16 protein-coding genes are annotated in these 24913 nt (G+C 47.3%); 4 read left to right on the forward strand and 12 right to left on the reverse strand.

Annotation, left to right across the window (positions count from 1 at the left end; translation table 11 throughout):
- Positions 1 to 79: 79 nt before the first annotated feature.
- From ACLIIY_RS10430 to ACLIIY_RS10440, 3 genes are all read right to left on the reverse strand, one after another.
- Positions 80 to 3070 (reverse strand): M6 family metalloprotease domain-containing protein, encoded by a 2991-nt coding sequence (locus ACLIIY_RS10430; protein ID WP_434527570.1) that lies wholly within the window; start codon positions 3068 to 3070, stop codon positions 80 to 82.
- Positions 3071 to 3298: 228 nt separating this feature from the next.
- Positions 3299 to 4666 (reverse strand): TrkH family potassium uptake protein, encoded by a 1368-nt coding sequence (locus ACLIIY_RS10435; protein WP_434527571.1) that lies wholly within the window; start codon positions 4664 to 4666, stop codon positions 3299 to 3301.
- Positions 4663 to 5325, reverse strand: a complete 663-nt coding sequence (locus ACLIIY_RS10440; protein ID WP_005437626.1) for a potassium channel family protein — start codon at positions 5323 to 5325, stop codon at positions 4663 to 4665. Before ACLIIY_RS10440 ends, ACLIIY_RS10435 begins: the two co-directional genes overlap by 4 nt.
- Before the next feature lie 412 nt (positions 5326 to 5737).
- On the opposite strand from ACLIIY_RS10440, the gene ACLIIY_RS10445 reads away from it, so the two are divergent.
- Positions 5738 to 7345, forward strand: coding sequence for a BCCT family transporter (locus ACLIIY_RS10445; RefSeq protein WP_434527572.1), 1608 nt, complete (start codon positions 5738 to 5740; stop codon positions 7343 to 7345).
- A gap of 97 nt (positions 7346 to 7442) precedes the next feature.
- Here the strand turns inward: ACLIIY_RS10445 and ACLIIY_RS10450 are convergent, their stop codons facing one another.
- On the reverse strand, positions 7443 to 8678 hold the full coding sequence (locus ACLIIY_RS10450) for a DEAD/DEAH box helicase (RefSeq protein WP_078607711.1): 1236 nt from the start codon (positions 8676 to 8678) through the stop codon (positions 7443 to 7445).
- Positions 8679 to 8861: 183 nt separating this feature from the next.
- Here ACLIIY_RS10450 and ACLIIY_RS10455 point away from each other — a divergent pair, with 183 nt between their 5' ends.
- Positions 8862 to 10187 carry a hemolysin family protein gene (locus ACLIIY_RS10455; protein ID WP_334435234.1) on the forward strand — a complete coding sequence of 442 codons (1326 nt, stop codon included), beginning with the start codon at positions 8862 to 8864 and terminating at the stop codon, positions 10185 to 10187.
- A 74-nt stretch (positions 10188 to 10261) separates the two neighbouring features.
- On the opposite strand, the gene ACLIIY_RS10460 is transcribed toward ACLIIY_RS10455, so the two are convergent.
- A complete protein-coding gene (locus ACLIIY_RS10460; RefSeq protein ID WP_434527573.1) occupies positions 10262 to 12223 on the reverse strand; it encodes a TonB-dependent receptor domain-containing protein in 1962 nt (653 codons plus the stop codon).
- Positions 12224 to 12450: 227 nt separating this feature from the next.
- Between ACLIIY_RS10460 and ACLIIY_RS10465 the strand changes: the two genes are divergently transcribed.
- Positions 12451 to 13083, forward strand: a complete 633-nt coding sequence (locus ACLIIY_RS10465) for a 4'-phosphopantetheinyl transferase family protein (protein WP_102778436.1) — start codon at positions 12451 to 12453, stop codon at positions 13081 to 13083.
- Positions 13084 to 13092: 9 nt separating this feature from the next.
- Here the strand turns inward: ACLIIY_RS10465 and ACLIIY_RS10470 are convergent, their stop codons facing one another.
- The 6 genes from ACLIIY_RS10470 to ACLIIY_RS10495 all read right to left on the reverse strand — a co-directional run bounded on the left by ACLIIY_RS10470 (position 13093) and on the right by ACLIIY_RS10495 (position 23209).
- Entirely contained in the window at positions 13093 to 14043 is a 951-nt protein-coding gene (locus tag ACLIIY_RS10470) for a hypothetical protein (protein WP_434527574.1), read from the reverse strand.
- Complete coding sequence (locus ACLIIY_RS10475) at positions 14036 to 17983, reverse strand: enterobactin synthase subunit F (protein ID WP_434527575.1); 3948 nt, start codon at positions 17981 to 17983, stop codon at positions 14036 to 14038. The genes ACLIIY_RS10470 and ACLIIY_RS10475 overlap by 8 nt, the downstream gene beginning before the upstream one ends.
- A 33-nt stretch (positions 17984 to 18016) precedes the next feature.
- A complete protein-coding gene (locus ACLIIY_RS10480; RefSeq protein ID WP_122067941.1) occupies positions 18017 to 18907 on the reverse strand; it encodes an isochorismatase family protein in 891 nt (296 codons plus the stop codon).
- A gap of 68 nt (positions 18908 to 18975) precedes the next feature.
- Entirely contained in the window at positions 18976 to 20595 is a 1620-nt protein-coding gene (locus ACLIIY_RS10485; protein WP_434527576.1) for a (2,3-dihydroxybenzoyl)adenylate synthase, read from the reverse strand.
- Positions 20592 to 21812, reverse strand: coding sequence for an isochorismate synthase (locus tag ACLIIY_RS10490; RefSeq protein WP_434527577.1), 1221 nt, complete (start codon positions 21810 to 21812; stop codon positions 20592 to 20594). Before ACLIIY_RS10490 ends, ACLIIY_RS10485 begins: the two co-directional genes overlap by 4 nt.
- Before the next feature lie 239 nt (positions 21813 to 22051).
- Positions 22052 to 23209: a hypothetical protein gene (locus ACLIIY_RS10495; protein WP_434527578.1), complete on the reverse strand. Its 1158-nt coding sequence runs from the start codon at positions 23207 to 23209 to the stop codon at positions 22052 to 22054.
- A gap of 92 nt (positions 23210 to 23301) precedes the next feature.
- On the opposite strand from ACLIIY_RS10495, the gene ACLIIY_RS10500 reads away from it, so the two are divergent.
- Positions 23302 to 24093 (forward strand): 2,3-dihydro-2,3-dihydroxybenzoate dehydrogenase, encoded by a 792-nt coding sequence (locus ACLIIY_RS10500; RefSeq protein WP_434527579.1) that lies wholly within the window; start codon positions 23302 to 23304, stop codon positions 24091 to 24093.
- Positions 24094 to 24116: 23 nt separating this feature from the next.
- Here the strand turns inward: ACLIIY_RS10500 and ACLIIY_RS10505 are convergent, their stop codons facing one another.
- Positions 24117 to 24839 carry a transglycosylase SLT domain-containing protein gene (locus ACLIIY_RS10505; RefSeq protein ID WP_434527580.1) on the reverse strand — a complete coding sequence of 241 codons (723 nt, stop codon included), beginning with the start codon at positions 24837 to 24839 and terminating at the stop codon, positions 24117 to 24119.
- Positions 24840 to 24913: the final 74 nt, after the last annotated feature.

Here is a 24913-nt window from a genome sequence, read left to right on the forward strand (position 1 = left end):
TGGGTGAATTATTGAGGTTTGAATAAGCCAAAGAAAAAGCCACTCAAATGAGTGGCTTAACAGTATTGGAAATTAAAGCTTAAGCGCGACGACGCCAACCTAACAATGCCAGCAACACGAGCGACCAGTAAGAGACACTACCGCCGCTATCAGAGCTTTCGAAGCTCACACTGTTAACTGAAGCAACCACCGAGACATTCACTGAACCTGTCGCAGTGCCACCATTGCCGTCAGACACGGTGTACTGCAGTTGTACATTTGTCACACCCTCTTCAGGAGCTTGGTAAAGAACCTTGCCGTTAACCACACTGGTAGTACCCACACCAGACGGATTGTTTACCGACTGAAGTGTCAGAGAGTCGTTGTTGAAGTCATAATCATTCGATAACACATCAATGGTGATGCTCTTACCTTCCTCCACACTTGTCACATCTTGAGTGGTGATTGGAGCAGTGTTGACCACTTCGACGTCCACATTGGCGGTTGAAGACAAGCCGCTTGGGTCTTTGACCGTGACTTGGAATGTCAGAACCTCACCGGCTTTGGTGCCCTGTGCAACCGTAAAGCTCGCCTCTGCGGTGTTTGCGTTAGAAAGCGTCGCATCCGTACCTGCGATTTGTTGCCAAGCGTATTCAAGCGCATCACCATCAGGGTCAGTGCTTGATGCCGCAGACAGGCTTCCTTGGCCATTGGTACTCATGCTGCTAGTATCAGCTTCCACACTTGCGGTTGGTGCGTCGTTTTGTCCATTCACCGTAACTTGAACTGTAACAGGTTGAGACGAGAGAGAGCCATCCGAAGACACCAAACGATACTGGAAGCTATCACTGCCTACGAAGTTAGTTTTAGGCACATATTGATCATCATTGATGGTGCCATGTGTCGGTTGTTGCGTGTACTCAACGCTAAACTGATAGCCTGGTGCGATAAAATCGTTGGACATTAAGTTAAGCTCGGCAGCCACGTTCTTGTCGGTTTCAATCGCATCCGATTTTGCTTCAACAATGCTGCTGGCATCGACATCAAACAGAGCCGCGAAAGGAACAAAAGAGAACCCTTGTCGTGATAAGCCTGAAGAGTAAATATCACTACTGCTGCCAGCCCACATGGTTGGCAAAGGTGAAATCTCCGTCGCTAGCTCACTATCAAAGTTGAAGTTGGTCTCGAAGATACCGCCCTCAATTTCAACGAGAAGAAGGTGTTTACCCGCGCTTAACTGACTTGGCTGCTCAAAGATAATGCGTGAAGACGAATCGAACGTCCCCTCTTGCAGCAATTGAGCGTCGCTTTCTTGTAACGACAAGCTGTAATTTTCAAATGCAGGCGCAGGGAAACGCCATACTTTGTAGCTCATCGTGTTGCTCCAAATATTAGTTGAAGCAAACAGTTGTAAACCATCCAGTTCTGAGTCAACGCCAAGGTCGACAGTAATCGCTAATGCATCATCAGAGCCCGGGTAGATAAAACCACGATAGAAAGAATTCTTCCATGCCGATTTATTTGGCTCGCTTGGCATCTCTAATGAGAAAGCCGCATCGGTGGCATTACTGACAAAGTTCAAAATGGCTACATCAGTATTGAAACCAGCAATGTCATAAAAACCCGGATTAGTGCTGTCTGTAATGAACATGCCTCCGTTCGGATACAAGTCACCACTCTCACTGGTTCCCCAACGGCTTTCTAGCTCACCATAGCCATCTGCCTGCATGATCTGAACCTGCATCTCGCCTGTGTCATTGAAGCGGTTCATGATGTTGACAGATGTAACCAACATACCTTCGCCAGCAAGCGCTCGGTCGTAACCAGAATAAGTTCGGTTCTCAAGATAAACTCTAGGGCCGTGCTCTTTTAAATATGGGTCGAGATAAACCAGCTTCACTTCGCCATTTTTAATCGATGAAAAAGGTTCGTTACCATGAGCAACCTGAGGGACAACAAAGCCAGCCGCATGTTTGCTCCAAGCACTCATGTTTACAGGCGTATCACCCGCATAGCTATCACCAGGCTTCATTGCCCATGAACCGCCGCCCATGACACCCCATTCGCCAATAGAGCCTGAGCCACTGTATGAGTACAAGTCAGGTAGTCCCAGCATTAGGTGCCCAAGCTCGTGCACTATCACACCCAGTGTCGATTGGTGCGTTAGCTGAAAATCAGCAAATACGCAGTAGTCTCTGATGACAGTGCCATCAATCGTCACGTCATCATGAGAAAACTTATGCGGCCAAATAGACGGACGATCGACTTGGTTAGCGGCCAAATCACCGCCTGCAAAAATAAACATCACTGACAGCTCAGTCGGATCAACACTGCCGCTGTTGTTTATGTCGTATTGCGCCAAGTTGATGTATTGATCGAGCTTTTGATATGCCTCGGCAAAAACTGCGTTGGTTTTTACGTCACACGCATCACCACGGCTATTACTGTTACAGTCCGGGTGGTTTTGATTCACAGTAACGCTAATCACACCATCATTTGTCGTACCATAGTTTTCGTTTGCTGGTACAACTCGATACTGACCTTTTGAGTTTTTATCGTAGAAATCCACGACACTTTGACGGTTTTCACCAAACACGAGCTGTTGGAAATCATGCACCATTTTCTGGTCATTGAAAGACACTTCCACCACCAGCAAAGGTTGCTCTGTCACACCTGACGAGCTCATTGCTTGGTAACCTTGAGCTTGTTGACGCATCAGGTTTGCGCGCGCTCTTGGCTCAATCGTTCTTAAGGAAGACAAAGCTGGCTTAACCAACACACTCGGACGAAGTTGTGAAGCTTCTGGTGCTGACGTTGATTGTGTTTTTTCTACACCCGTTGAAACCAAAATTGGAGAATCGGATTCACGTTTAATCTCTGCAAAGAACCAATGTCCATCTTTTTTGATCAGGGCATTGCCTTGCTTGTCTTCATGCCAGTGAAACGCAGCGGTTCCGCGTAAAATAATGTCACTGGATGTTCCATCGCTGAGAATAACGGGTTGCCAAACAGGAGAAGGGGGTGTGGTTGCCATGCTTTGACCAGAGATAACGGTGGCCAGCATGGTGAGTGCTAGAGTCTTGAACTTCAAACTACGGCTCCATGAGTTCGATGCGTGATTACGCATTCCATACGCAAATAAAAACAACAAGTTGTATATGAAAGAACTATGGGATAGTACAGAAATCGTTAAAGATTGAAATACTGCAACCGCAAATAAATCGAAATTATTCTCATTTTGCTGATGTATTTATAAAAAACGCGAGCAGCGGTTTAACCGTCATACTCGCGTAATCGTTTGCTGATAATAGATCTATTATTAGCCAGTTAAGACATTGTCTTCTGGGTACTTGATCAACGTTGGTTCAGGGCGTGCTAGCATATACGCCAACGTCAAAGGTCCGATACGTCCGATGATCATCACCACAATCATGATGTATTTACCCGGCTCAGACAGTTCTGCCGTCAGACCCGCAGTCAAACCTACGGTTGCAAAAGCAGAGATGGTTTCAAACATCACCTTATCAAAGGCCGCTTTCTCAGTGATCATCAGTAAGAACATCGCGGTCGTTAAGATAGCGCCACTGACCACAATGATCGCCAACGATTTAGTCACCGTCTGCCAGTTCACAGTGCGTTTGAAGATCACCACATGTTTCTTCTGACGCAAGAATGCCCACGTTGCCATGAATGCCACAGCAAAGGTCGATACCTTAATACCACCACCGGTTGAGGTAGAACCCGCACCGATAAGCATCAATACAATCATCACGAGTAACGCTGGTTGAGTAAACTGCGCCAAATCGACACTGTTGAAACCCGCTGTACGCGCACTCGCTGATTGGAAGAAGGCGGCGAGCCACTGCCCTGCAACTGGTAGAGACTCCATCGTATTCGGATTGTGTCTTTCCAATAACCAGAACATGATTGTGCCCACAGCGAGCAATGCCGGTGTAGCAATCAACATGATTTTGGTATGCAGGTGCAAGAAGTGGAAACCTCTGCGCCAATGCAGCCACAAATCACCGATGACCGTAAAACCCAAACCGCCGAAGATGAACAAGCCCGCTAGCGTAAAGATAACCACTGGGTCATTCACAAAGCTCATCATGCTATCGGAGAAGAGCGCAAAACCTGCGTTGTTGAAGGCCGAGATAGAGTGGAACAGCGCATAGAACATGCCTGTTTGCCAACCCATTTCAGGAACCCAACGGAACGATAGGAAGATAAAGCCAATGACCTCTGCAATCAGGGCAAAGATGACTATTTTCTTCACTAACTTGCGCAAGTTCACTTGGCGATCTTGGCCTAAAGCATCCTTCGCAAGTGCTTGTTGGCGCAAACTTAACCGTACACCAAACATGTATAGCAAAACGGCTGAAAGGGTCATTTGCCCTAACCCACCCACTTGCATCAAACACATCAACAGGATCTTGCCCGCCAATGTGAAATGTTGGCCCGTGTCTACCACGCCAAGCCCCGTCACACTGATGGCAGACGTTGCAGTAAACAACGCATCCGTCAGTGATAAGCCGGTAACAGAAAATACAGGCAAAGTAAGCAGTACAGCAGAAGGCAATAACACACCGAGAAAGCTCAGCAATATAATGCGCGGCTCACCACCTTTCGCTTTATCTCGTTTGCCATCTGGGACGTAAAAAACGCCTCTCTGATGAAATTGCTTCATAGTGATTTCAACTTGCTCGCAAGTTTGTCTTGAGGACCAACGACAATGATGAGGTCGCCGATTTCTAGCGTTGAATTTAGGTCCGGTGCTTTGGTGATTTCAGGGCCGCGCTTAAAGCCAAGCACCTGTACGCCTTCGACTTTACACAAAGCCAAATCGCCCAAGGTTTTACCCATCCAACGAGAACCGATAACAAACTCTGTCATCGCTAAGCCGCTGCCTAGTGGGTGAAACTCAAGAACACGTTTATCGAGCATCTTACGTGCAACACGAATACCCATATCACGCTCAGGCATGATGATGTGGTCTGCGCCGATTTTTTGCAGCACTCGGGCTTGGAAGCGGTCGTTCGCTTTTACCCAAACCGATTTCACACCTGCCTCTTTTGCGATCAGCGTTGCGAGGATGCTGGCATTCACATCGGCACCAATGGCGATCATGACCATGTCATAATCGTCGAGTTTTAATTCAGCTACCGTATCTTCTTGAGTACAGTTCGCCACGATGGCTTGGCTAACAAATCCCGCCGCTTCTTTCACACGGTCTTCATTAACGTCTACCGCCAAAACTTGTGAACCGGAATCCTGCAGTTCTTTACAAACGGCTAAGCCAAAACGACCCAAGCCAATTACAGCAAATTGCTTATCACCAGTTTTCATTCGTGCCTCATTTATGCGTTGAATAGCAGGCGCGAAAGTCTGCGCCTATTCCTCATCATCTGCAAACAAGACGACAAAAAATTGACAAAACCCTAACTCAAACCTTCGCGTACGATCTGTGTAAAGCGTAAGACACATCTCTCAAGTTTTCCTGATTATTGGCAATTAAATCAAAAGAATAGCCACGGACTTCACACTTCACTTATCGACAAATTTATCGATGCATTTTTTTGACAAATGATTTGCATCACTTGCTTATCCACACCAAAAATTATTTCGTGTTCTTTGCTTTTTATATGCATAAAAACTGACATTACTGATCTATTAATCAGCAAATTAGCCATTTAATCTGAGTTTTGTTATAGTGCGCGCCGACAAATTAGTTTGTACTCTAAGTAGTTTGAGAGGGATGATGTCTACAACTAAGGATAAGTACAGTATCGAGAATACTGACTATACGGTCGGCCAAGACAACGTACAAAAATGGGGATTTGATGTTCACAACCCTGTTTTTGGTACTAGCGCGGGTCTGATCATCGTTTTTTTAATCGCACTTCTTTTAGTCGATCCTGCCACAGCAAAAGCCGCTCTTGATGGCGTCAAATGGCAGATCATCGGTTCTTTTGATGATCTCTTCATGTGGGCTGGCAATATCTTTCTGATCTTCTGTATCGGCCTTGTTTTTTCTCCTTTTGGTAAGATCCGTATTGGCGGTGAAGATGCCAAACCTGAGCACTCGAACATCTCGTGGATTGCGATGTTGTTTGCCGCGGGCATGGGTATCGGTTTGATGTTTTGGGGCGTCGCAGAGCCAGTAGCCTACTTCACTGGTTGGTATGAAACACCACTTGGCGTAACGCCATTTACCGAAGAAGCCAAACAAGTCGCGTTAGGCGCAACCATGTTCCACTGGGGTCTACACCCTTGGGCAATTTACGCAGTAGTTGCACTTTCTATGGCCTTCTTCGCCTTTAACAAAGGTTTGCCGCTGTCTATTCGCTCTGTGTTCTACCCTATTTTAGGCGATCGCACTTGGGGTTGGTTTGGTCACGTGATCGATGTGTTGGCCGTACTGGCAACCTTGTTCGGCCTTGCGACTTCTCTTGGTCTGGGTGCACAGCAAGCGGCAAGTGGTTTAGGCCATGTATTTGGTATCGAAAGTGGCTTGGGTATGCAGTTGGCGGTCATTGCCTTCGTAACCACTCTGGCAATTTTCTCAGTTGTACGCGGTATTGATGGCGGCGTGAAAGTGTTGAGTAACATCAATCTAACCGTCGCATTTGCTCTGCTTGTGTTCGTGATTCTGGCTGGCCTTGCCGCAGCGTTGAGCACGATCCCAACCACATTGATGGGATACGTAGAAAACATTCTTCCACTGAGCAACCCTTACGGTCGTGAAGACGAAGCTTGGATGCACGGCTGGACGGTATTCTACTGGGCGTGGTGGATTTCATGGTCACCATGTGTCGGTATGTTTATTGCGCGCGTATCTAAAGGTCGTACCGTTCGCGAGTTCATTACCGCAGTTATCTTGATTCCAACCACTATTACTCTGATTTGGATGTCAGCATTTGGCGGCATCGCGATTGAGCAAGTCATGAATAAAGTCGGTGAGCTAGGCACAAACGGCCTAACAGACATTACGCTGTCTCTGTTCTACGCGTACGAAGCGATGCCAATGAGCACTGTGTTATCGGTTATCTCTATCGTTTTGATCATGGTGTTCTTTATCACGTCTTCAGACTCTGCATCACTGGTTGTTGATAGCATTACCGCTGGCGGTAAAGTAGATGCGCCCGTTCCACAACGTATTTTCTGGGCAAGCGTAGAAGGTGCAATTGCAGCGGTGCTACTTTGGATTGGCGGGACAGAAGCGATTCAAGCCCTGCAAGCAGGTACGATTTCAACTGGCTTACCTTTCACCATCATTCTATTAGTGATGTGTGTGAGCTTGGTGGTGGGCATGCGCACTGAGCCTCAGTATGTTCAACAACGTTTAGCCAAAGCTAAGGCGAGCTAAACTGAACTGCACTAAATACTAAAGCGAAAAACAAAGAAGCCGCATTCAAATGCGGCTTCTTTTTTATTCAAGTTTATACGCTAGGGTTCAAGCGTAATTACTTCGCGTTGCGCTTATCACCGTTGTCACGACGAGGACGCTGATCTTGCGGTTTACGTTTGTTCTTCGGCACGTAGTTCAAGATAGAAATCGGCACTGGTTTTCTTGGTGCAAAACCTTCAATTTCTACACGCTCTAGCAAATGACCAAGACGGCTTTCAATCATGCACAGGTTTTTGAAGTCATCTTTCGATACCAAAGAGATCGCTTCACCCTGAGCGCCAGCACGGCCAGTACGACCAATGCGGTGTACGTATTCATCTGCTGGGAACGGCAAATCGTAGTTGATCACCACTGGCAAGTTGTCGATATCGATACCGCGTGCCGCAACACCCGTTGCAACCAAGTATTGAATTTCACCCGCTTTAAACTGTTCAATCAGCTCTTGGCGAACGCGTTGGTTACGACCACTGTGGAACGCTTCTGCCACAATGCCGCGCTTCTCTAACTGAGTAACCAGTTTCGCTGCACCGTGCTTAGTTTCGATGAATACTAATACTTGTGACCAGTCGTTCTCGTTCAGCATGTGGCTTAATAGTGAAGACTTCATGTCTTTATCAACCGTGGTGATCCATTGCTTGATGTTTGATTTCGATGCGCTGTGTTTCGCAATCGAAATTTCTTCAGGATCGACAATCGCGTTCTTTGCCAAATCACGCACTGGGTTAGATAGCGTCGCAGAGAACAACAAGCTCTGAATGTCTTCTGGCATGCAATCGACGATCTTATCGATTGAATCGATGAAGCCCATATCCAACATTTTGTCGGCTTCGTCCAGAACCAGCATTTCTACTTCATCAAAATGGATCGCGCGTTGGCCGTATAGGTCAATCAAACGTCCCGGCGTGCTCACCACGATATCGACACCTTCAATCAGCGCTTGTTTTTGCGGTGCGTAATCCACACCACCAAACATCGCCATTGAACGCAAAGGCAAGTTCCTACCGTAAGCTTCAATGCTTTGGTGTACTTGAAGTGCAAGCTCGCGTGTTGGCGTTAGGATGATCGCACGTGCACGCTTCTTACGTTGCGTTTCACCTTGGCTCAGTTTTTCTAAGATTGGCAATACAAAGCTGGCAGTTTTACCCGTACCGGTTTGTGCTGCGGCAATCAGGTTGCTACCACGCAGAACAATTGGAATGGCTTTTTGTTGGATAGAAGTCGGTTTTTCATAACCCAGCGCCTTCACAGCATCTGTGATAGGAGCGCTTAAACCAAGCTTAGAAAATGGCATAGAAACGTCTCAACGAAGAAATGGGCGCGTAGTGTATCAGAATCCGCCCTAAGTAACAGAATCAATCATCGCGCAGGCAACTGTAGGTTCGACAATCAAATTCTATCCTTTTCATCACGTATTTCATTGTTACAGCGTGATGAATTATTCGCCACTTCACGTTTCTCTCCTGCAAAGCTCGTTATGCTGCTAGCGTGTGCATCACTGGAAAACTTCATGGACATTTTATTACTGGTTGGATTAATCGCTCTCAATGGCGTGTTTGCCATGTCTGAGATTGCGTTAGTCACCGCCAAAAGCGGCCGACTGAAAAAGTTTGCCGAACACAGCGCTTCTGCCCGCCTCGCTCTACAACTGAAAAACAATCCCACGCAATTCCTCTCAACTATTCAAATCGGCATCACAGTGATCGGTATCCTTAGCGGTATCTTTGGTGAAGCTACGCTCTCAGTTCCGTTTGAACACTGGCTCGTGACTCAAGGTATTGAGCGCGAAGTTGCCACTGTACTCGCAACCGCGATTGTCGTTGTCGTCATCACCTACTTCGCCATTGTGATAGGCGAATTGGTCCCAAAACGCTTTGCTCAGAACAATGCCGAGCGCATTGCCGTTATCGTTGCCTACCCTATTCATTGGTTAGCCAAACTGACCACGCCGTTTGTTCTATTGCTGACCTTATCGACCGATGCTTTACTCAAGCTATTGCGTCAGAACAACACTGGGGAAGTCGTCACAGAGGAAGACATTTTTGCCGTGATGAGCGAAGGCTCCGAATGCGGCGCTATCGAACCGCAAGAACAACTGATGATTCGCAATTTACTGCACCTTAATGATCGCCTTGCACTCTCGCTAATGACACCTCGCTGCGATATGCATTACCTCGACCTCGATTTACCCCTTGAAGAAACGCTCAGAAACTTGCGCCAAACGCAGCATTCCGTTTGGCCAGTGTGTAAAGGCGGGCTGGATAACATCATCGGTACAATTTCTTCCAAGGTCTTGTTGGATGAATATGACGAGCTGTCAATTTCTCGCTTGGCCAAGTTGCTCAAACGTTCACGCTTTGTACCAGAGTCGATGAAAGGCTTACCGCTGCTCAATTACATGCAGCAAACCAGTACAGAGATGGTCTTCATTGTCGATGAATATGGTGATGTACAAGGCTTGGTGACACACCACGATTTACTCAAATCCATCGCCGGTGAATTAGGTATGGCACCTCAGCATGTCTGGGCGAAAAAGCAAAAAGATGACAGTTGGTTGATGGATGCGCTCATCCCACTTAACGAGCTGAAATACAAGCTTGAGCTCAATACCATTGAAGGTGAAGAGAGCGAAGGTTTTCAAACCTTAAACGGCTTTTTGACGTGGTTAATCGGACGGGTGCCAACTCAAGGCGAAACTGTTGAGTATCAGCATTGGCGATTCGAAATACTGCACGTGAAGAGCAATCGTATCGTTCAGGTAAAAGTAACCGAAATGGCCACAGCACTCGAAGCTGAATACTAAAGATCATTTGCTAGAAACGAAAAAATAGCCTCTATACGGAGGCTATTTTTAACTCATTACATTTAAGAGCTCAGTTAGAACAGGTACGTTGCACTTACGTAAGCGCTGCGACCTTTCTCTGAGTATCCGTAGTAATCGTCTTCGTCATCCAACTCAACATCAAAGATATTGTTCAAACCCGCTTTCAGGTTTAGCTGTTGGAAGTCATAAGCCACACCCAGACCGACTAGCGTGTAACCATCGACTGTTACGTTTTCACGGCTTTGGTTCGTGATCACCTGTTCGCCAATGTAGTTGACGCGAGCAAAGGTGGTGAATGAATCAAACACTTCCCAGTTAACATCAAGATTCGCCAAATGCTCTGGAGTTTGTGTTAGCGTATCACCCGTGCTCTTGTCTTTTGCATCCGTGTAGGTGTAGTTACCTTTAAGATTGATGCTGTCGGTAATGTCGTACCAACCTTCTAGCTCGATACCTTTGATTTCTGCTTTACCGATGTTTTGGTAAGTGAAGATAGGCATTGGACCATCCATACCAACAACCTGAGTTAAGTCACGTTCGATCTTGTTTTTCAAGTCTGTGTAGTAGTACATCAAACCCAAGCCCATAGACGTCGATTCGTACGCTAGGCCAGCTTCGTAGCTTTCTGACTCTTCCGGTTTCAAATCATCATTACCGGTTAACCAACAACGGTTACCACAGCTGATCACGCGAACTTGGTCACTGCTTTCCATCATGCCCGGAGCACGGAAACCGCCACCAGCGCCGCCTTTCAATACAAACTCATCAGTGAAGCTGTAAACCGCGTAAGCACGTGGACTGAAGTGGCTACCATACACTTCATGGAAGTCTTGACGACCACCCAGTGTCAACGCCAACTTATCTAGGTCAAACTCCCCTTGAACGAACACCGCACCTTGGTAGTTATCGATGTCACCAGAAGGCACATCGCGACTGTTTTTCAGCTCGGAAGTACGGTATTCACCACCGAATACCCACTCGTGCGAGTCACGCCACAAACCAGAGAGTTTAAAATCAAGTGTGTTGTTTTGTAGCTCAGCGTCTGCTGCACCATTGGTATACGCCGTACTTGCGTCATCCAGCTGCATGTTTTCGCCGTATAAACGCACTTGTGAATCAACCGTATCCCAAGCACCTTCATGGGTCAGGCCGTAATTCCAACGAGTTGAGTCTTGAGTGTTCGTTTGTGGGCCTGAACGAGGATGAACCCAATCCGCTTCACGCTCATCGTTGGTGTAAATCACATCCGCGATCAGGCGTTGTTCTTCCGTCAATTGCCAAGCAAGCTCACCAAAAACATTGGTGGTGTCTTTCTGCTCTAATGCATCGAAATCTGGGTTAGTGTCGGTACGCCATGGGTCACGAGCAGAGCTTTCAACAATGATGCTGCCTTCGACATTTTCCGTCAGCGTGCCACTTGCGTAGGCGTGACCTTTCAAACCATCACCGCCATCACCTTCAAGGATGCTCTCGTATTCAAGACCAACCGAGCCAGATAGCTCTTCGGTCGGTGACTTCAGAATAACGTTCACCACGCCACCCATCGCTTCTGAACCATACAGAGACGATACCGGGCCACGCACGACTTCAATACGTTGAATCGCGGTAAGAGGAATACTCGATAGATCGAAATCGTTACCTCGGATCAGCGCATCTTGAGAGTTGATACGGCGACCATTAATGAGAACCAAGGTGTGCTTAGAATCCAGACCACGAATACGAATAGTGTTACGACCATAAGCGGTGCTGCTCAATACACTGACACCCGTTGCACTACGTACCGCTTCTGAGATGTCTTTCACCGGCATCTTCGCAATATCTTCTGCGGTAATGACCGACACCGATGCGGGTGCAGTCAACTCAGAGTGTTGAGTAAGAGACGCGGTTACCACCATGCGCTCCATTGCTACGACTTCTTCTTTGTCGTCTGCAATTACCTGACCGCTAAGCGCTGTCAAAAGTGCACCTGTCAGCACAGAAGGCATAAACGTGGGCTTGTTAACTAAACTTTTCACTGCATTTCCTTATATCTATTTTATAAATAATTTGAGCTCGCAAACTGTAAAGAACGAATGTATAAATAACAATTATTATTATTCGTATTAACATTCAATTTTGAGCTAAGTTATATTTTTGAACTGCAACTCATTGCAAAGTGACGCCATTGAAAAACAAAGAGCTAGGTAATTCCCTTCCCCCTGTCTGTCTTCACTTAGAAGGTCTAAGTCCAAAGGTTTACATCGTGAAAGCCACTGCGGACATGTATTGCCAAAACGGCTTTCCCGAGGAAGAAAAACTCATCCAAAAGGCGGTAACGAAACGCCAACAAGAATTCAGAGCAGGTCGCCATGCTGCCCGCTCCGCGATCAAGAAACTCATACCATCAACCAGCAATGATGCGAATGTGCCGATTTTGTCTGGCAATACCAGAGAGCCTCTATTTCCCGCGACCATCAGTGGTAGCATCAGCCACACGGATAACATTTGCCTTGCGGCTTGCGCGCTAAAAAACCACATCGCGAGCTTGGGCATCGATATTGAAACCAACAATCCGCTTGCCTCTCACCTCTTTGCAACGGTCTACACCCGTGATGAGCAGCAATTGCTTGCAAGCACGAGCAACATCCCCGATACGCTTATCTTCAGCATCAAAGAAAGCCTTTTTAAGTGCTGCTTTCCTTTTGTTCAGATGTACTTCGACTTTCTTGATGCACAAATTACGTTAGAGCCAACGACCGAATATTCGGGGCAATTTCGTTTTGAGCTGATTGGCCGCAACCAAGTCGCATTACGCGAAAAATTACCGAATCTCGGGTTTCATGGTTACTACTGCTTTGACCAGCAATACGTTTTCTCGCTGTGCTACTTTTCCTGATGAATCTGTTTAAGTTTTTTGTTCGATGACCTTTTTGATCACCATCTGCTGCCGCTCGTTGACCAGCGGCAGTCGTTGTTCCAAACGTGATTTCCACATTTGCGGCACACTCACACCTTGTGCATCGAGCTGACGGCTTTGTGGTCCTAAATACCAATAAGCATCCACCAGTTTATCCAGTGAGATAAACGCGTAAGGGTTAACTGGTGGCTTCTTCGGGATCAAATCAAGGAACGATTTTTTATTCAGTTGCGGTTGAGTGGTGGCATAGATACCATGCTGCGTCTCATCGAGGTCAGTCGGTAAAATGTGTGGCCACACGGACACGTAGCGATCAGCGAACTTCTGTTTCGCCAGATCGCCAAATGTCTTGTGTTTAGACATAAAACCTAACGTAGGAGAACGCTTTAGGATGTGTCTCGCACCAACTAAAACGACGACTCCCTGCTCGTTCTTAGCAAACTGCTTTTCGACCCCTTCGACTAGCGCTTGATCGCGCTGAGCATTGAGCTTGACCAACTCTCCGGCATGGGTAATGTCTTGCCAGTGGAAAGAAGGCTCCGTCAGCACGACTTTGATCGGTACTTTGCGTTGTGCGTTCGCCGCTCTTAACCGTTTGAAGAAATCACCGTAACAAGGATGCATCCAAGCTGGGAACGCAACAGAATCCAGCCAGACAGCGGCCAACTCAGCGTCGGTCACCGCTTCCCCCATCAAATAATTGTTGAGTAATGCCTGATGCTTCGCATTGCCAAACTCAATGAATAAGTGGGAGAAGACTCCGTCCAACTCTGGATTGAGCAGAGTGCTGGTCATTTGTTCGAACAGCTCGGCGTACCAATGCGCCTCACCAATAGCTACCACGCAGCCAGAGGCCAGTTTGGTTGTAAGGAAATTCAGAGGGGAAATCATCCCCTCCAACTGAGCGTTCGATTTAGCTTGAGTGGATGAATCAAACATCGAATCTCTCTCTTAACTCTTCAACCATGTGAGTACCAATCAGTCGGAGCATATCCGGGCGCATCATGTCGCGGTGAATACAGGCCACATCCACTACTTTGAGATCGCCATCCATGTATTTGAACCAACCATTGCGGTCAAGGAAGGCCTCTTCCGGCGGCTTCTCTGCATTGAAGAACAGCACGTCACCTTGATATTGGTAATCCACCGCATCGCGTACACGCTGGTTGTTGTTGATCACCACCTCAATCATGGCCGTGATGGTTTCGGTACTCAGGTGCGCCATGGACGAACCTGCATCTTGCAAGATATCGATCACCTCTGGCTTGGTGATGCTTGAATGCGCCGCTTCATCAAACTCAACACCGGCCATACGGATCAGTGCTCCGAGCGCTTGCTCTTCTCCCGGTGGATGGATGGTTTGCCACTGCTCAGCAGGGTAAGAATCCAGCAGCGTTACTAGACCTACTTCTTGGCCTTGCTCTTGTAAGATGCCCGCCATCAAGTGAACAATCATGCCGCCAATCGACCACCCCAGAAGATGGTAAGGACCGAAAGGTTGCTCTTCACGAATGGCAGCCACGTAGTCTTCTGCCATTTCTTTCATGCTCTTCGGCAGTGGTGCAGAAGGGTCGCCAAGATTACGAGCCTGCACGCCATAAAGCGGAACATTGGATGGGATGATTGGCGTCAGCGCGGCATAACACCAACTTAGACCACCAGCAGGGTGAACACAGAAGATGGCCGCTTTACCTTCACGCTTGCGCAGCGGTAACAGAATGCTCAGCGCATCATCACTCTCACTACCATTTAACTTGGCAGCAATGCCAGAAACGGTTGGCGACTCAAACACTGCGGCCAGTGACAGTTCAACACCCATGATCTCTTTCACATGCGCAATCAACTGAGCGGCTAACAATGAATGCCCGCCGAGTTCAAAGAAGTTATCTTCTACACCAACGGCTGGCAGCTCCAGCAACTGGCAGAACAGCTTACATAAGCGCTCTTCCACCAAGTTGCTTGGCCCTTTCGTACCGACTTGGCCAGATAAATCAGGCTTAGGCAGCGCATTACGATCCAACTTGCCGTTCGGCGTTAGCGGGAAGGTTTCAAGCTCAACAAAGTAACTCGGCACCATGTACTCTGGCAGCGGTTCCGCAAGGTATTTTTGTAGAGCGTTACTATCGATGCCCTGCTCTGCATCCTCTGCGGTAACGTAAGCGACCAGACGCTTGTCGCCATCACTGTATTCCTGAGCCAGTACGGCAACTTGAGCAACACTTGGATGATTAGCTAAGGCGTTCTCGATCTCTTCCAACTCAATCCGGAAACCTCGGATCTTGACCTGAAAATCACTTCGACCGCAGTATTCAATCGCCCCATCTTCGCGCCAACGAGCCAAATCACCCGATAGATACATTCGACTGCCCTGCGGACCAAATGGATTGTCGATAAAGCGCTCTGCCGTCAGCGCTTCTTGCCCGTGGTAGCCTTGTGCTAACTGTCGACCCGCAATGTATAGGTGCCCTACCACACCCGGTGGTACTGGGTTAAGCGCATCATCAAGAATATAGATTTGTGTGTTCCATACCGGACGACCGATAGGTATCGAGTTACCTTCGGTATTGGCTTCACTCGGCCAGTAAGTCACATCCACGGCGGCTTCTGTTGGGCCATACAGGTTATGTAGCGGAGCGTTAAATTCTTGGTAATAGTGGTTCACTAACTCAATAGGTAATGCTTCACCACTACAGAACACTTGGCGCAAACTTTGGCACAAATTAGCATCTGCTTGCTGAACGAATATTTGTAGCATAGACGGGACAAAGTGCAGCGTAGTGATCTTCTCGCGTTGGATAAGATCTTGAAGATAAATTGGATCTTTATGCCCATCAGGTTTGGCAACCACTAAACAAGAACCAACGATCATCGGCCAGAAGAACTCCCACACAGACACATCAAAGCCTGCTGGCGTTTTCTGCAAGACGCGGTCTTTTCCATCAATTGGGTATTGGTCATGCATCCACAGCAGTCGATTGACGATAGCGTCATGGGTAACCACAACCCCTTTTGGTTTACCTGTGGAGCCAGAGGTGTAAATCATGTAAGCCGGAGAGTGAGGCTCTGGCTGAACTTGGGGTGGTAACGGCTCCACCACTTTGTAAATGGTAGGCAACGTTTCATCATCGACTATCTTCACCTCAACGTCTTTTGGCAACTTGTCTTGCAGTGCCGTGGTAGAAAAGACGAACTTAGGTGCAGAAGACGCTAACATGTAATGGATTCGGCCTTCTGGATAATCTGGATCGACAGGCACATAAACCGCCCCTGCCGCCAGAATGGCTTGTTGCACAACGAGCAGCTCTTCGCTTCTTGGTACACACACCGCAATGCGATCACCCAATTCAACGCCTTGCGCTGTCAGCCAGTTCGTCAACGAGTAGACTTTCTTTGCTAACTGCTCATAGCTCAGCGTTTGACCTTCAAAAATCAACGCAGGTGAATGAGGGGTAAGAATTCGCTGTCTCGCCATCAGTGCCGCTAGCGTCGTTTCAGGGACGTCGTGCGCAGTATCATTCCAAGTTTCAATAACCTTTTCTTTTTCCCCCGAGAGAAGAATATTCACGTCACTGATTTGGCATAACGAAGGGTCTTGAGCTTGCGCGCTTGCAAAGAAGTCACTCATAAAATGGAACAAGCGCTGTTGATGCTCGTGAATGTCTTTCTCGGAATACAGCTCCGGATTGGCATCCATATCGATATGAAGCTGGCCGCCGAGTTCATAGCAGTAGAACGAAATGTCATCTACCGGACCTGCTGACAAGTTGTGCGCCTTTGACGTTAGCTCACCAAATTTATGCTCATACTCAAATGGCATAATGTTGACCAGTGGACCGAAAAGGTTACGGTTGTCTTTTACCAAGTTGAGCTCTCGGTGCAACTCTTCATAACGGTAGCTCTGATGACGACGTACTGAGGAAAACTCTTGGTTAACCTGTTTCACCAGCGTCTTGATATCCAACCCTTGTTCAAAGCTCACGCGTACAGGCAAGATGTTGACGCGCATCGCTGGGGTTTGAATCGCCACAGAACCCAAGCGCCCCATCAAAGGTACACCTAGAACGACTTCGTTAGAACGAGTCATGCGGTGAACGTAAGCCGCAATGGATGCGATAAGCACGCTATACCAGTGGGTACGACACTGTTTTGCCAGTGATTCCATACGCTGGAAATCACTCACTTCCATCGCACCTTTTAAGCGCAAGAAATGATCAGACGTGACGGTCGGTTTGCCTGCGAGATTCACCGTGTCTGAGTGATCGGCGTAACGTTGCAGATAGAACGCACGGTCTTTTTGGTATTTTTCTGAAGCTTTGTAGTCGTCGTCTTCTTTCAGTAAGGCTTGTTGGTCAACAAATTCGATCTTGTCGAAGTGCTCGCCCTTAGCCAATTGGCCGTAGATATGTGCCACACGTCCTGCAACTAACGACATGCTGTAACCATCAATAGCGATGTGATGGAGCGATAAGAACCAGACAAACTGGTCTTCTGAAAGTTTGAGTAAAGCCATGATGAACAACGGGCCTTGCTCTAAATCAACTGGTTGTTTTAGCTCTGCTTTCATCCATTCTACAGCGGCATCTAGCGGTGCATCGTGATTCGAGAAATCGACGCGTTCTACTTGCCAGTTTTGTCTATCAATCACCATGCGAGGACCTTCGGTGGTGGTGACAAACTTAGCGTGTAATGAGTCAACTTCATCAATGGCGGTTTTTACGGCTTCAACAAAGCAGGGTTCGTCTACCTTGCCATCAATAACTAGGTATTCGCCTGTCTTGTAAATTGGGTTTTCTGGGTCACGCAGTTGGGCAAACCAAATCCCTGCTTGGGCATCCGTCAACGGCAGCAGTTGCTCCGCTGTATAAGGTAAATCGTACATGTTCATTCCTTTGTCACTCTTCCTCTTGGGCTGTTAAGTCAGCTTCTTCTCGATCAGTTGCCACCAATCTTGCAAACTGGGTTTGGCGGCAAGTTCCATAAAACTCACATCCAGTCCCGCTTGTTGCCAATCGCCCACCAGCGACATCATGCGCACCGAATCCAAACCAAAATCGAGCAAGCTGTCATCAGGCGTCATTTCATCAACCGGAACTTCTAGTAGCGCGGCTAATTGCTGGGTAAGGTGCTGTTGAGATTGAGGAATGCTGTAATCACCAGCAGCGAATTCGTTGGCGCTCTCGACTTGAGAAAGCAATTGCTGCTTATCCAGAACATAACCACATCGACCTGCAACGTAGTTGAGTGCCATTTCGTGATCGCTTTCAGAGAAGTCCGCCACCGCATCAGACACCATGAAGGCTTGGATATCGGTCATGAAAGCTTCTGCAGCGGTTTGCAAGCAGCCAATGTGCGCGTAAATACCAACGATGATCAGCTGATCGCGACCTGTTTCATCCATCATGGCTTTGAGTGGGGTGCGCTGGAATGCACTGTAGCGCCACTTGGTGTAAACAATGTCTTGCTCGGTTGGTGCAAGTGCAGGAAAGATGCGTGTAATGCTGTCATCCGCTTTTAAACCAGGTCCCCAGAAGTCGGTCAACAACGCGCGATCTTCTTGTTTTTGGTCACCGGGCTGCGCGGTGTAAACCACGGGGATACCGGCATCAATACACGTCTGTTTGATGGTTTGAATGTTGCGAGTCAGCGTTTGGATCAGCTCGCTTTCCACATCGTAGAAGTTAAGGAAGTATTGCTGCATGTCATGAATCAACAACACAGCGCGTTGTGGGTCTACAGACCAGTTAACGCGGTTTTCTGGAATCACTTTGGATAACGGATAACCAGAGATAGATGGAATGGCCATTGGGCTTTTCTCCAAAATATTCAAAAATAGCTCGGCACGCCAAAACGTTGTTGGCGACGCAGAGTCAGTTAAACGAGTTCTAGAAGTTTGTTTTTATTGATTTTGCCAACCGGCGTTTTAGGCAACACATCAACAAAAATCACCCGATCGGGAATCTTAAAATCAGCAAGTCCGCGGCCTCTTAGAAAGCGTTTGATTTCAATCGGCTTGGGATTTTGTTCTGGGCAAACCAAGGCTGCACAGCTGCGCTCACCAAGGTAATCATCAGGAATCGCAATCACCGCAGCATCGTGCACCGAATCGTGTGCAAGTAAGTGGTTCTCTACCTCTTCAGCAGCAATCTTTTCTCCACCACGATTGATCTGGTCTTTGTCACGCCCGACCACCTGTAAGTTGCCCAGTTCTGTCAGCACAACAATATCACCAGTACGGTAGTAACCTTGCTCGTTGAATGAACGTTGATTGTGTTCTGGTGCTTGGTAGTAACCTTGAATGGTGTAAGGCCCTCGAACAAACAAGATGCCTTCTGTTCCTTGTGGAACTGGATTGCCCATTTCATCAAGGATTAACAACTCGTCCGCAGAAGACATCGGACGGCCTTGAGTAGAAATGATTTCAGACTCTGGATCATCTAAACGGGTGTAGTTCACTAGCCCTTCTGCCATGCCAAATACTTGCTGCAACGTACAACCAAGTTCCGGTTTGACGCGTTTTGCGGCCTCTTCACTAAAGCGCGCCCCGCCCACTTGCAGAACTTCCAGTGAACGAATGTCATGCTGAGTGCGACCCGCTTCATCAAGCCACAATAAAGCTAACGGTGGGACTAAAGCCGCCACAGTGATTTGATGTTTCTCAATCAAGTCAAAAGCGGTTTGAGGCGTAGCATCCGGCGCGAGAACCACTGTGCCACCAGCCATTAAGCAACCTAACGCGCCTGGCGAACTAAGCGGGAAGTTATGCGCAGCGGGCAAGACACAAAGATACCGAGTTTGATCAGAGAACTGACAAACCTCGTTACTGGCGCGAACGCTGTAGAGGTAATCGGTGTGAGTGCGAGGGATCAGTTTTGGCGTTCCCGTCGTTCCACCTGATAGTTGGAAAAACGCGAAGTCTTCACCCTGCTTCTCGCTCAACTCAGCATCCATTAAAAACAAGCTTTTTAGCTGTTTACCACCGATAGGCATTAAGCTCCTTTCACCCGCCCAAACGATATGCTTTAAGCTCGGTAGCTCAACCGCAACTTGCTGGGCAATCTCTGCGGTATTTACCCCCATTTGAGGAGCGGTAATCAGCGCTTTTGCCTCAGTAAAGTGACAAAAGTATCGAATCTCCGAGTAACGGTGCGCGGGTAGTGCCAGAATCGGCTGAACACCAATTTTGAGTAACGCGAAAAAACTCAGATAGAATTCGCCGATATTAGGTAAATGCAATACCGCTTTATCACCCGGCTTGAGATTTAGGTTGGCTTGGAACCCTGCAGCAAGCTGATCAACTTGTTCCACTAGGGATTGATACGTCCACTGACGTTCGCCTTCGACTAACGCAGTCTGATTTGGAAATTGGTTTGCACTCGCTTGCAACATTTGCGGGATAGTTTGATCTGTCCAAAAGCCGGCTTGACGATATTGCTCTGCTCGCGCTTCTGGCCAAGGCGTAAATCCTGACACTTTCATGGCTTGGCAGCTCATTGCACCACCTCCATATTTTCGCGGATCTCAATACCTAACGCATTAAGCACAGTGCGCATCTTGTTACCCGTTTCTTCGAGCTCACTTTGCGGCTCAGATCCGGCAACAATGCCTGCTCCGGCATAAACTCGGAGACGTTTTTTCTCTACCTCGGCGCAACGAATAACCACCACCCATTCGCCATTGCCACGAGCATCAACCCAACCGACAAGTCCGGTGAAGTAACCTCGGTCAAAGGGCTCAACATTGCTGATGAAATCGTAAGCTTGAGCAGTAGGATAGCCGCACACGGCGGGGGTTGGGTGGAGTGCACTTGCCAACTTAAGCACACTCGTGTTGGCATCAGACACTGTGCCTTCGATTCGGGTTGATAAGTGCAACATGGCTTTGGTTTCAATCACTGACGGCACCATTGGCACGTACAAATTATGACACCAAGGTTGTAGCGCTTTTTCAACAGCATCCACTACCACAGCGTGCTCATGAAGATCTTTTGCACTCTCCATCATCAGCTCGCCTTGTTGTTGATTCATTGAAGCGTTTTCGCTACGTCGACGAGACCCCGCCAAAGGATTAGAGCAAACATGTGGCCCCTTACGAGAAACAAGAAGCTCAGGGCTCGATCCCATCAAGTAAGCATCAGACTGACAGCCACCAATGCGGGTTGAAAATGTGTAACCACCGGGATTCTGCTTCAGTAAGGTTTTCAAAAAGCGCGCGCGATCAATCTCTTCTTCCGTATCCACTTGCATGGTGCGTGATAACACCACTTTGTCGAGTTCAGCGTCTTCTCGTTGGCATTGCTTTGCTGCCAGTTCGACACTACGTTTGTAGTCGCTTGGTTCTGGAATAGGTTGAATGGATGATGGAGGACAATCGGCAAAGCCATCGACATCAGAGATTTTATCCGGTCTGATCGGTGACGTCGTGATAAGACGTTCTGGGACAATAAAGTGCACCGGATTGTGTTCAGAAAATGGGATCACACCAACGGCAATCGGGTTCTCATTCCCCTCTTCCTTCGCAGATTCAAGTAATTGGCTGATGTGAGTATCTAACTCTGAGAATCTGACTTGTTGGGTAAATTCTGCAGCAATGCCTTGAGTAAGCAACGTCACAGTGGGTGAGCTAAAGAAGAACGAAGCATCATCCGTATGAGCGTTAAGAAACTCTGTGAGCATAGCGCCGCTTCCCATTGAGTTACGAAGCATAATCATCTCTCAAACTGTATTAAACATAGCGTTCCAAATGAGATTTCTTCTCATTTGAGAAGTGAGACTACACATACAGATTTAATTTATCAAATACTTTTGATAATAATTATCATTCGTATTATTTATAATTTTATAAATTAACTCCTTAGTATTAATACGGTAAAAAGCAAATAATTACTTATAGTTAGCGTTGATTTCACCGTAAAAACTGGTGGACAAAAAATGGCCAACCCCTTGTAGGGTCAGCCATCATCCATTCTTTTCATCAATCTAACAGCACAACAAAGAAGAGTTTTGCTGTTGTCGCTGAAGCCGTACTTTTCGTCACTCTGAGATCGGATTTCGTTAAAACGATCTTGCATCTTGCCACCAATCAAATCGACGCGTCTTTGCATCTCATTCACCCAATCTCGGTCTGCCATCACGTCACGAGGAAATACCGTTGTGCGTTGGTTATCTCCAAGGTAAAGAAACGCATCAAATAACTCCCCCACCAGAGCGTCCATCTTGTCCATCGCCGCAAGCTTGTATCGTGCTTTTGGTAGAAGATCGATAAACCTTAACTCAGCGATCGGGCTCTGCGCGACTTCAAGCAAAGCTGGAGCCTGCACACTGTGAAAAGTTTCCACGACTTCCGGTTCAGTCATTGGCCAAATTAAATACGTGCTATCTGGATACGCTTGCTCCAAACGCGTCGCCAGTGGCCAAGCACTGTCCTGTGTTTTAGCAACATAGTCCTCCGGTGCATTAACTAGATGAAAAGCGCCAAAAATCAACAACGCTTTTTCTTTTTTCGCTATCCGCTCTGCCGCAATTTGATAGAAATGATCCGTCTTATTTTTTGCTGCCTGCTTCCACACTTTCTCGTCTTGGACACCTTGCCAATCAAATGCTGCTTCCGCTAAATGCACCTGAATCTTTTTCCCTTCTGGTAATGCTTCGTTACGCACTCTGATCGTTTTGAAGAAATTAGTGTACGCATCTGGCATCCAAGCCATAAAATAGATCGAACCGCGCAACACTTGATTCAACTGCGCCTCACTGACATCGCCTCCCGCGAGATATTCATCTAAGACAGACTGATATTTTGCGTTGCCAAATTCCACTACGATGTGTGTCACTTGGTCAGAGAACGCCTCGCTAGAAACCAATTCCGTGGCGTAACGCAGAAAAGCATCATTCCAGTGATAATCACCTATCCCAACAAAATTGTGTTGCTTAAATGCGTCAAGAATGGCCGTATCAGCAGGCTTAGCATGCGCAACCACTTGTTCGATTTTTTGCTCCGGCAAATCCACCTCAGCAAAGTGTGGTAAATATTCACACCCTGCCATTCCAACGAACCCCACTGCCAGAAGCAATGGCTTGATTTTCCAGCTTAATTTATTCATCAATTTCATGACCTCCTTGTTAATATCATGACAACGATAACAAAAATCATTATCATCTATCCAACTTTGATTTGATATTTGTATCGCGAAAGGAGATGGAGATGAGTGAAAATCGCTCAGAATTCGACAGCAAATTGTGTCTCGTCACGGGTGCTGGACAAGGGATTGGCCTAGCATGTGCCAAAAGCTTATTAGCTCAAAACGCACGTGTTATCGCTTGTGATGTGACCCAAAAGGCACTCGCTGCGTTGCAACAATCTTTGCCAAGCGCTCAACAACAGCGAACCACATTGCTCCCTTTCGATTTGACCGATTCCAGTGCTATTCAAAATGCCTGCCGAAAGCTAGAACAAGACCAACTGATCCCCGATTACATCGTCACTTGTGCTGGCACTTTGCACCTTGAATCCGTTTTAGATCTACCTTTAGAGGCACTAAACAAAACCTTGGACGTCAATTTAAAAGGCACCATGCTGCTTACCCAACAACTGGCAAAAATACTGGTAAAACACCGTAAGCAAGGTGCAATCGTGGCAGTCGGTTCCAATGCGGCCGATACACCACGCGTTAAGATGTCCGCCTACTGCACATCCAAAGCAGGCTTGCACATGTGGATGCAATGTTTGGGATTAGAGCTGGCAGAGCATGGTATTCGCTGCAACACCGTTAGCCCCGGCTCGACCAGAACACCAATGCAAGAGCAGATGTGGAATGAATCTTATGGCGAGCGAGAAACGATTCAAGGCAACTTAGCATCCCATCGCATCGGGATTCCGTTAAACAAGATTGCCGAAACCAAAGACATCACTAACGCGATTGAATTTTTGCTGAGTGACAAATCAGGCCATATCACCATGCATGATTTGAGAGTGGATGGCGGAGCAACGTTCTGATCCTCCGCCATAAAATGAAAGGATTAACCGTGGAAGTTAGGGTGCATGCCTTTCTCTAGTTTGCGTCGCACCTTGTAAGAAACATCACCCAAGGTAATCCTGCCTGTCTTCTTACGGTCGATCCCGGCGTTCTGGCGATAGGCGATCGACCCTTGTTTGAACAATACATGCGAAGATGGCTTTCCAATTGCCGCCGGATAGAGGATCGCCATATAAACATCCTCTAAACAAGCCATACGATTTCGGTAAGGCATAAAGTACGCTTTGACATAATCGAGCTGTTCAATAGCACTCATTTTGGCCAGTTTCTTAGTGCTGGTTCCCAGCGCCTCTGCCGTCGATGGCATAAACTGAATAAGCCCTGTCGCCCCACTCCCAGAGCCATTTTTGATGCTCGGACTAAACGTCTCTGCCGTTTCAAACGCCATGCAAGCCATCAAGTGGTTTGGATCAATATTGAGCTCTTGAGAAATGTCATTCACTTTACTTTTGAACTCAGACGAAACGCGATTTCCCCAAGCGAGAGCATCGACAGAAGAGGGCGAAAAAGATGCATGAGAAACATCACTTTTCTTAAGGGATAAAGACGAAGGTGAGAAAATTTTCAGGAATTTCTGATTCTTACGTATCAGGCTGTTAGGAAAGGAAAAAACCTTATCTTTTTTGTGCTTAAACTTTGTTATTTTTAGTAGCTTATACAAGCGCTTAGAAACCGTTTTCACGATACAACCACAATTGGAAAACATTTCCCAAACTGTAATCCATTTCTTACTTTTTTAATATCAGTATCAATTGTGAAGCATAAAAGTGTGAGATAGAT

This window comes from Vibrio sp. K4 (assembly GCF_051122595.1).
Classification (GTDB): domain Bacteria; phylum Pseudomonadota; class Gammaproteobacteria; order Enterobacterales; family Vibrionaceae; genus Vibrio; species Vibrio owensii.

Excerpts from the sequence above, each read along its gene's own strand:
- ACLIIY_RS10450 (WP_078607711.1), bottom strand. The coding sequence starts at position 8,678 with ATGCCATTTTCTAAGCTTGGTTTAAGCGCTCCTATCACAGATGCTGTG.
- ACLIIY_RS10495 (WP_434527578.1), bottom strand. The coding sequence starts at position 23,209 with ATGAAATTGATGAATAAATTAAGCTGGAAAATCAAGCCATTGCTTCTG.
- ACLIIY_RS10445 (WP_434527572.1), top strand. The coding sequence starts at position 5,738 with ATGTCTACAACTAAGGATAAGTACAGTATCGAGAATACTGACTATACG.
- ACLIIY_RS10500 (WP_434527579.1), top strand. The coding sequence starts at position 23,302 with ATGAGTGAAAATCGCTCAGAATTCGACAGCAAATTGTGTCTCGTCACG.
- ACLIIY_RS10505 (WP_434527580.1), bottom strand. The coding sequence starts at position 24,839 with ATGTTTTCCAATTGTGGTTGTATCGTGAAAACGGTTTCTAAGCGCTTG.
- ACLIIY_RS10455 (WP_334435234.1), top strand. The coding sequence starts at position 8,862 with ATGCTGCTAGCGTGTGCATCACTGGAAAACTTCATGGACATTTTATTA.
- ACLIIY_RS10435 (WP_434527571.1), bottom strand. The coding sequence starts at position 4,666 with ATGAAGCAATTTCATCAGAGAGGCGTTTTTTACGTCCCAGATGGCAAA.
- ACLIIY_RS10480 (WP_122067941.1), bottom strand. The coding sequence starts at position 18,907 with ATGGCCATTCCATCTATCTCTGGTTATCCGTTATCCAAAGTGATTCCA.
- ACLIIY_RS10485 (WP_434527576.1), bottom strand. The coding sequence starts at position 20,595 with ATGAGCTGCCAAGCCATGAAAGTGTCAGGATTTACGCCTTGGCCAGAA.
- ACLIIY_RS10475 (WP_434527575.1), bottom strand. The coding sequence starts at position 17,983 with ATGTACGATTTACCTTATACAGCGGAGCAACTGCTGCCGTTGACGGAT.
- ACLIIY_RS10440 (WP_005437626.1), bottom strand. The coding sequence starts at position 5,325 with ATGAAAACTGGTGATAAGCAATTTGCTGTAATTGGCTTGGGTCGTTTT.
- ACLIIY_RS10490 (WP_434527577.1), bottom strand. The coding sequence starts at position 21,812 with ATGATTATGCTTCGTAACTCAATGGGAAGCGGCGCTATGCTCACAGAG.
- ACLIIY_RS10470 (WP_434527574.1), bottom strand. The coding sequence starts at position 14,043 with ATGTTTGATTCATCCACTCAAGCTAAATCGAACGCTCAGTTGGAGGGG.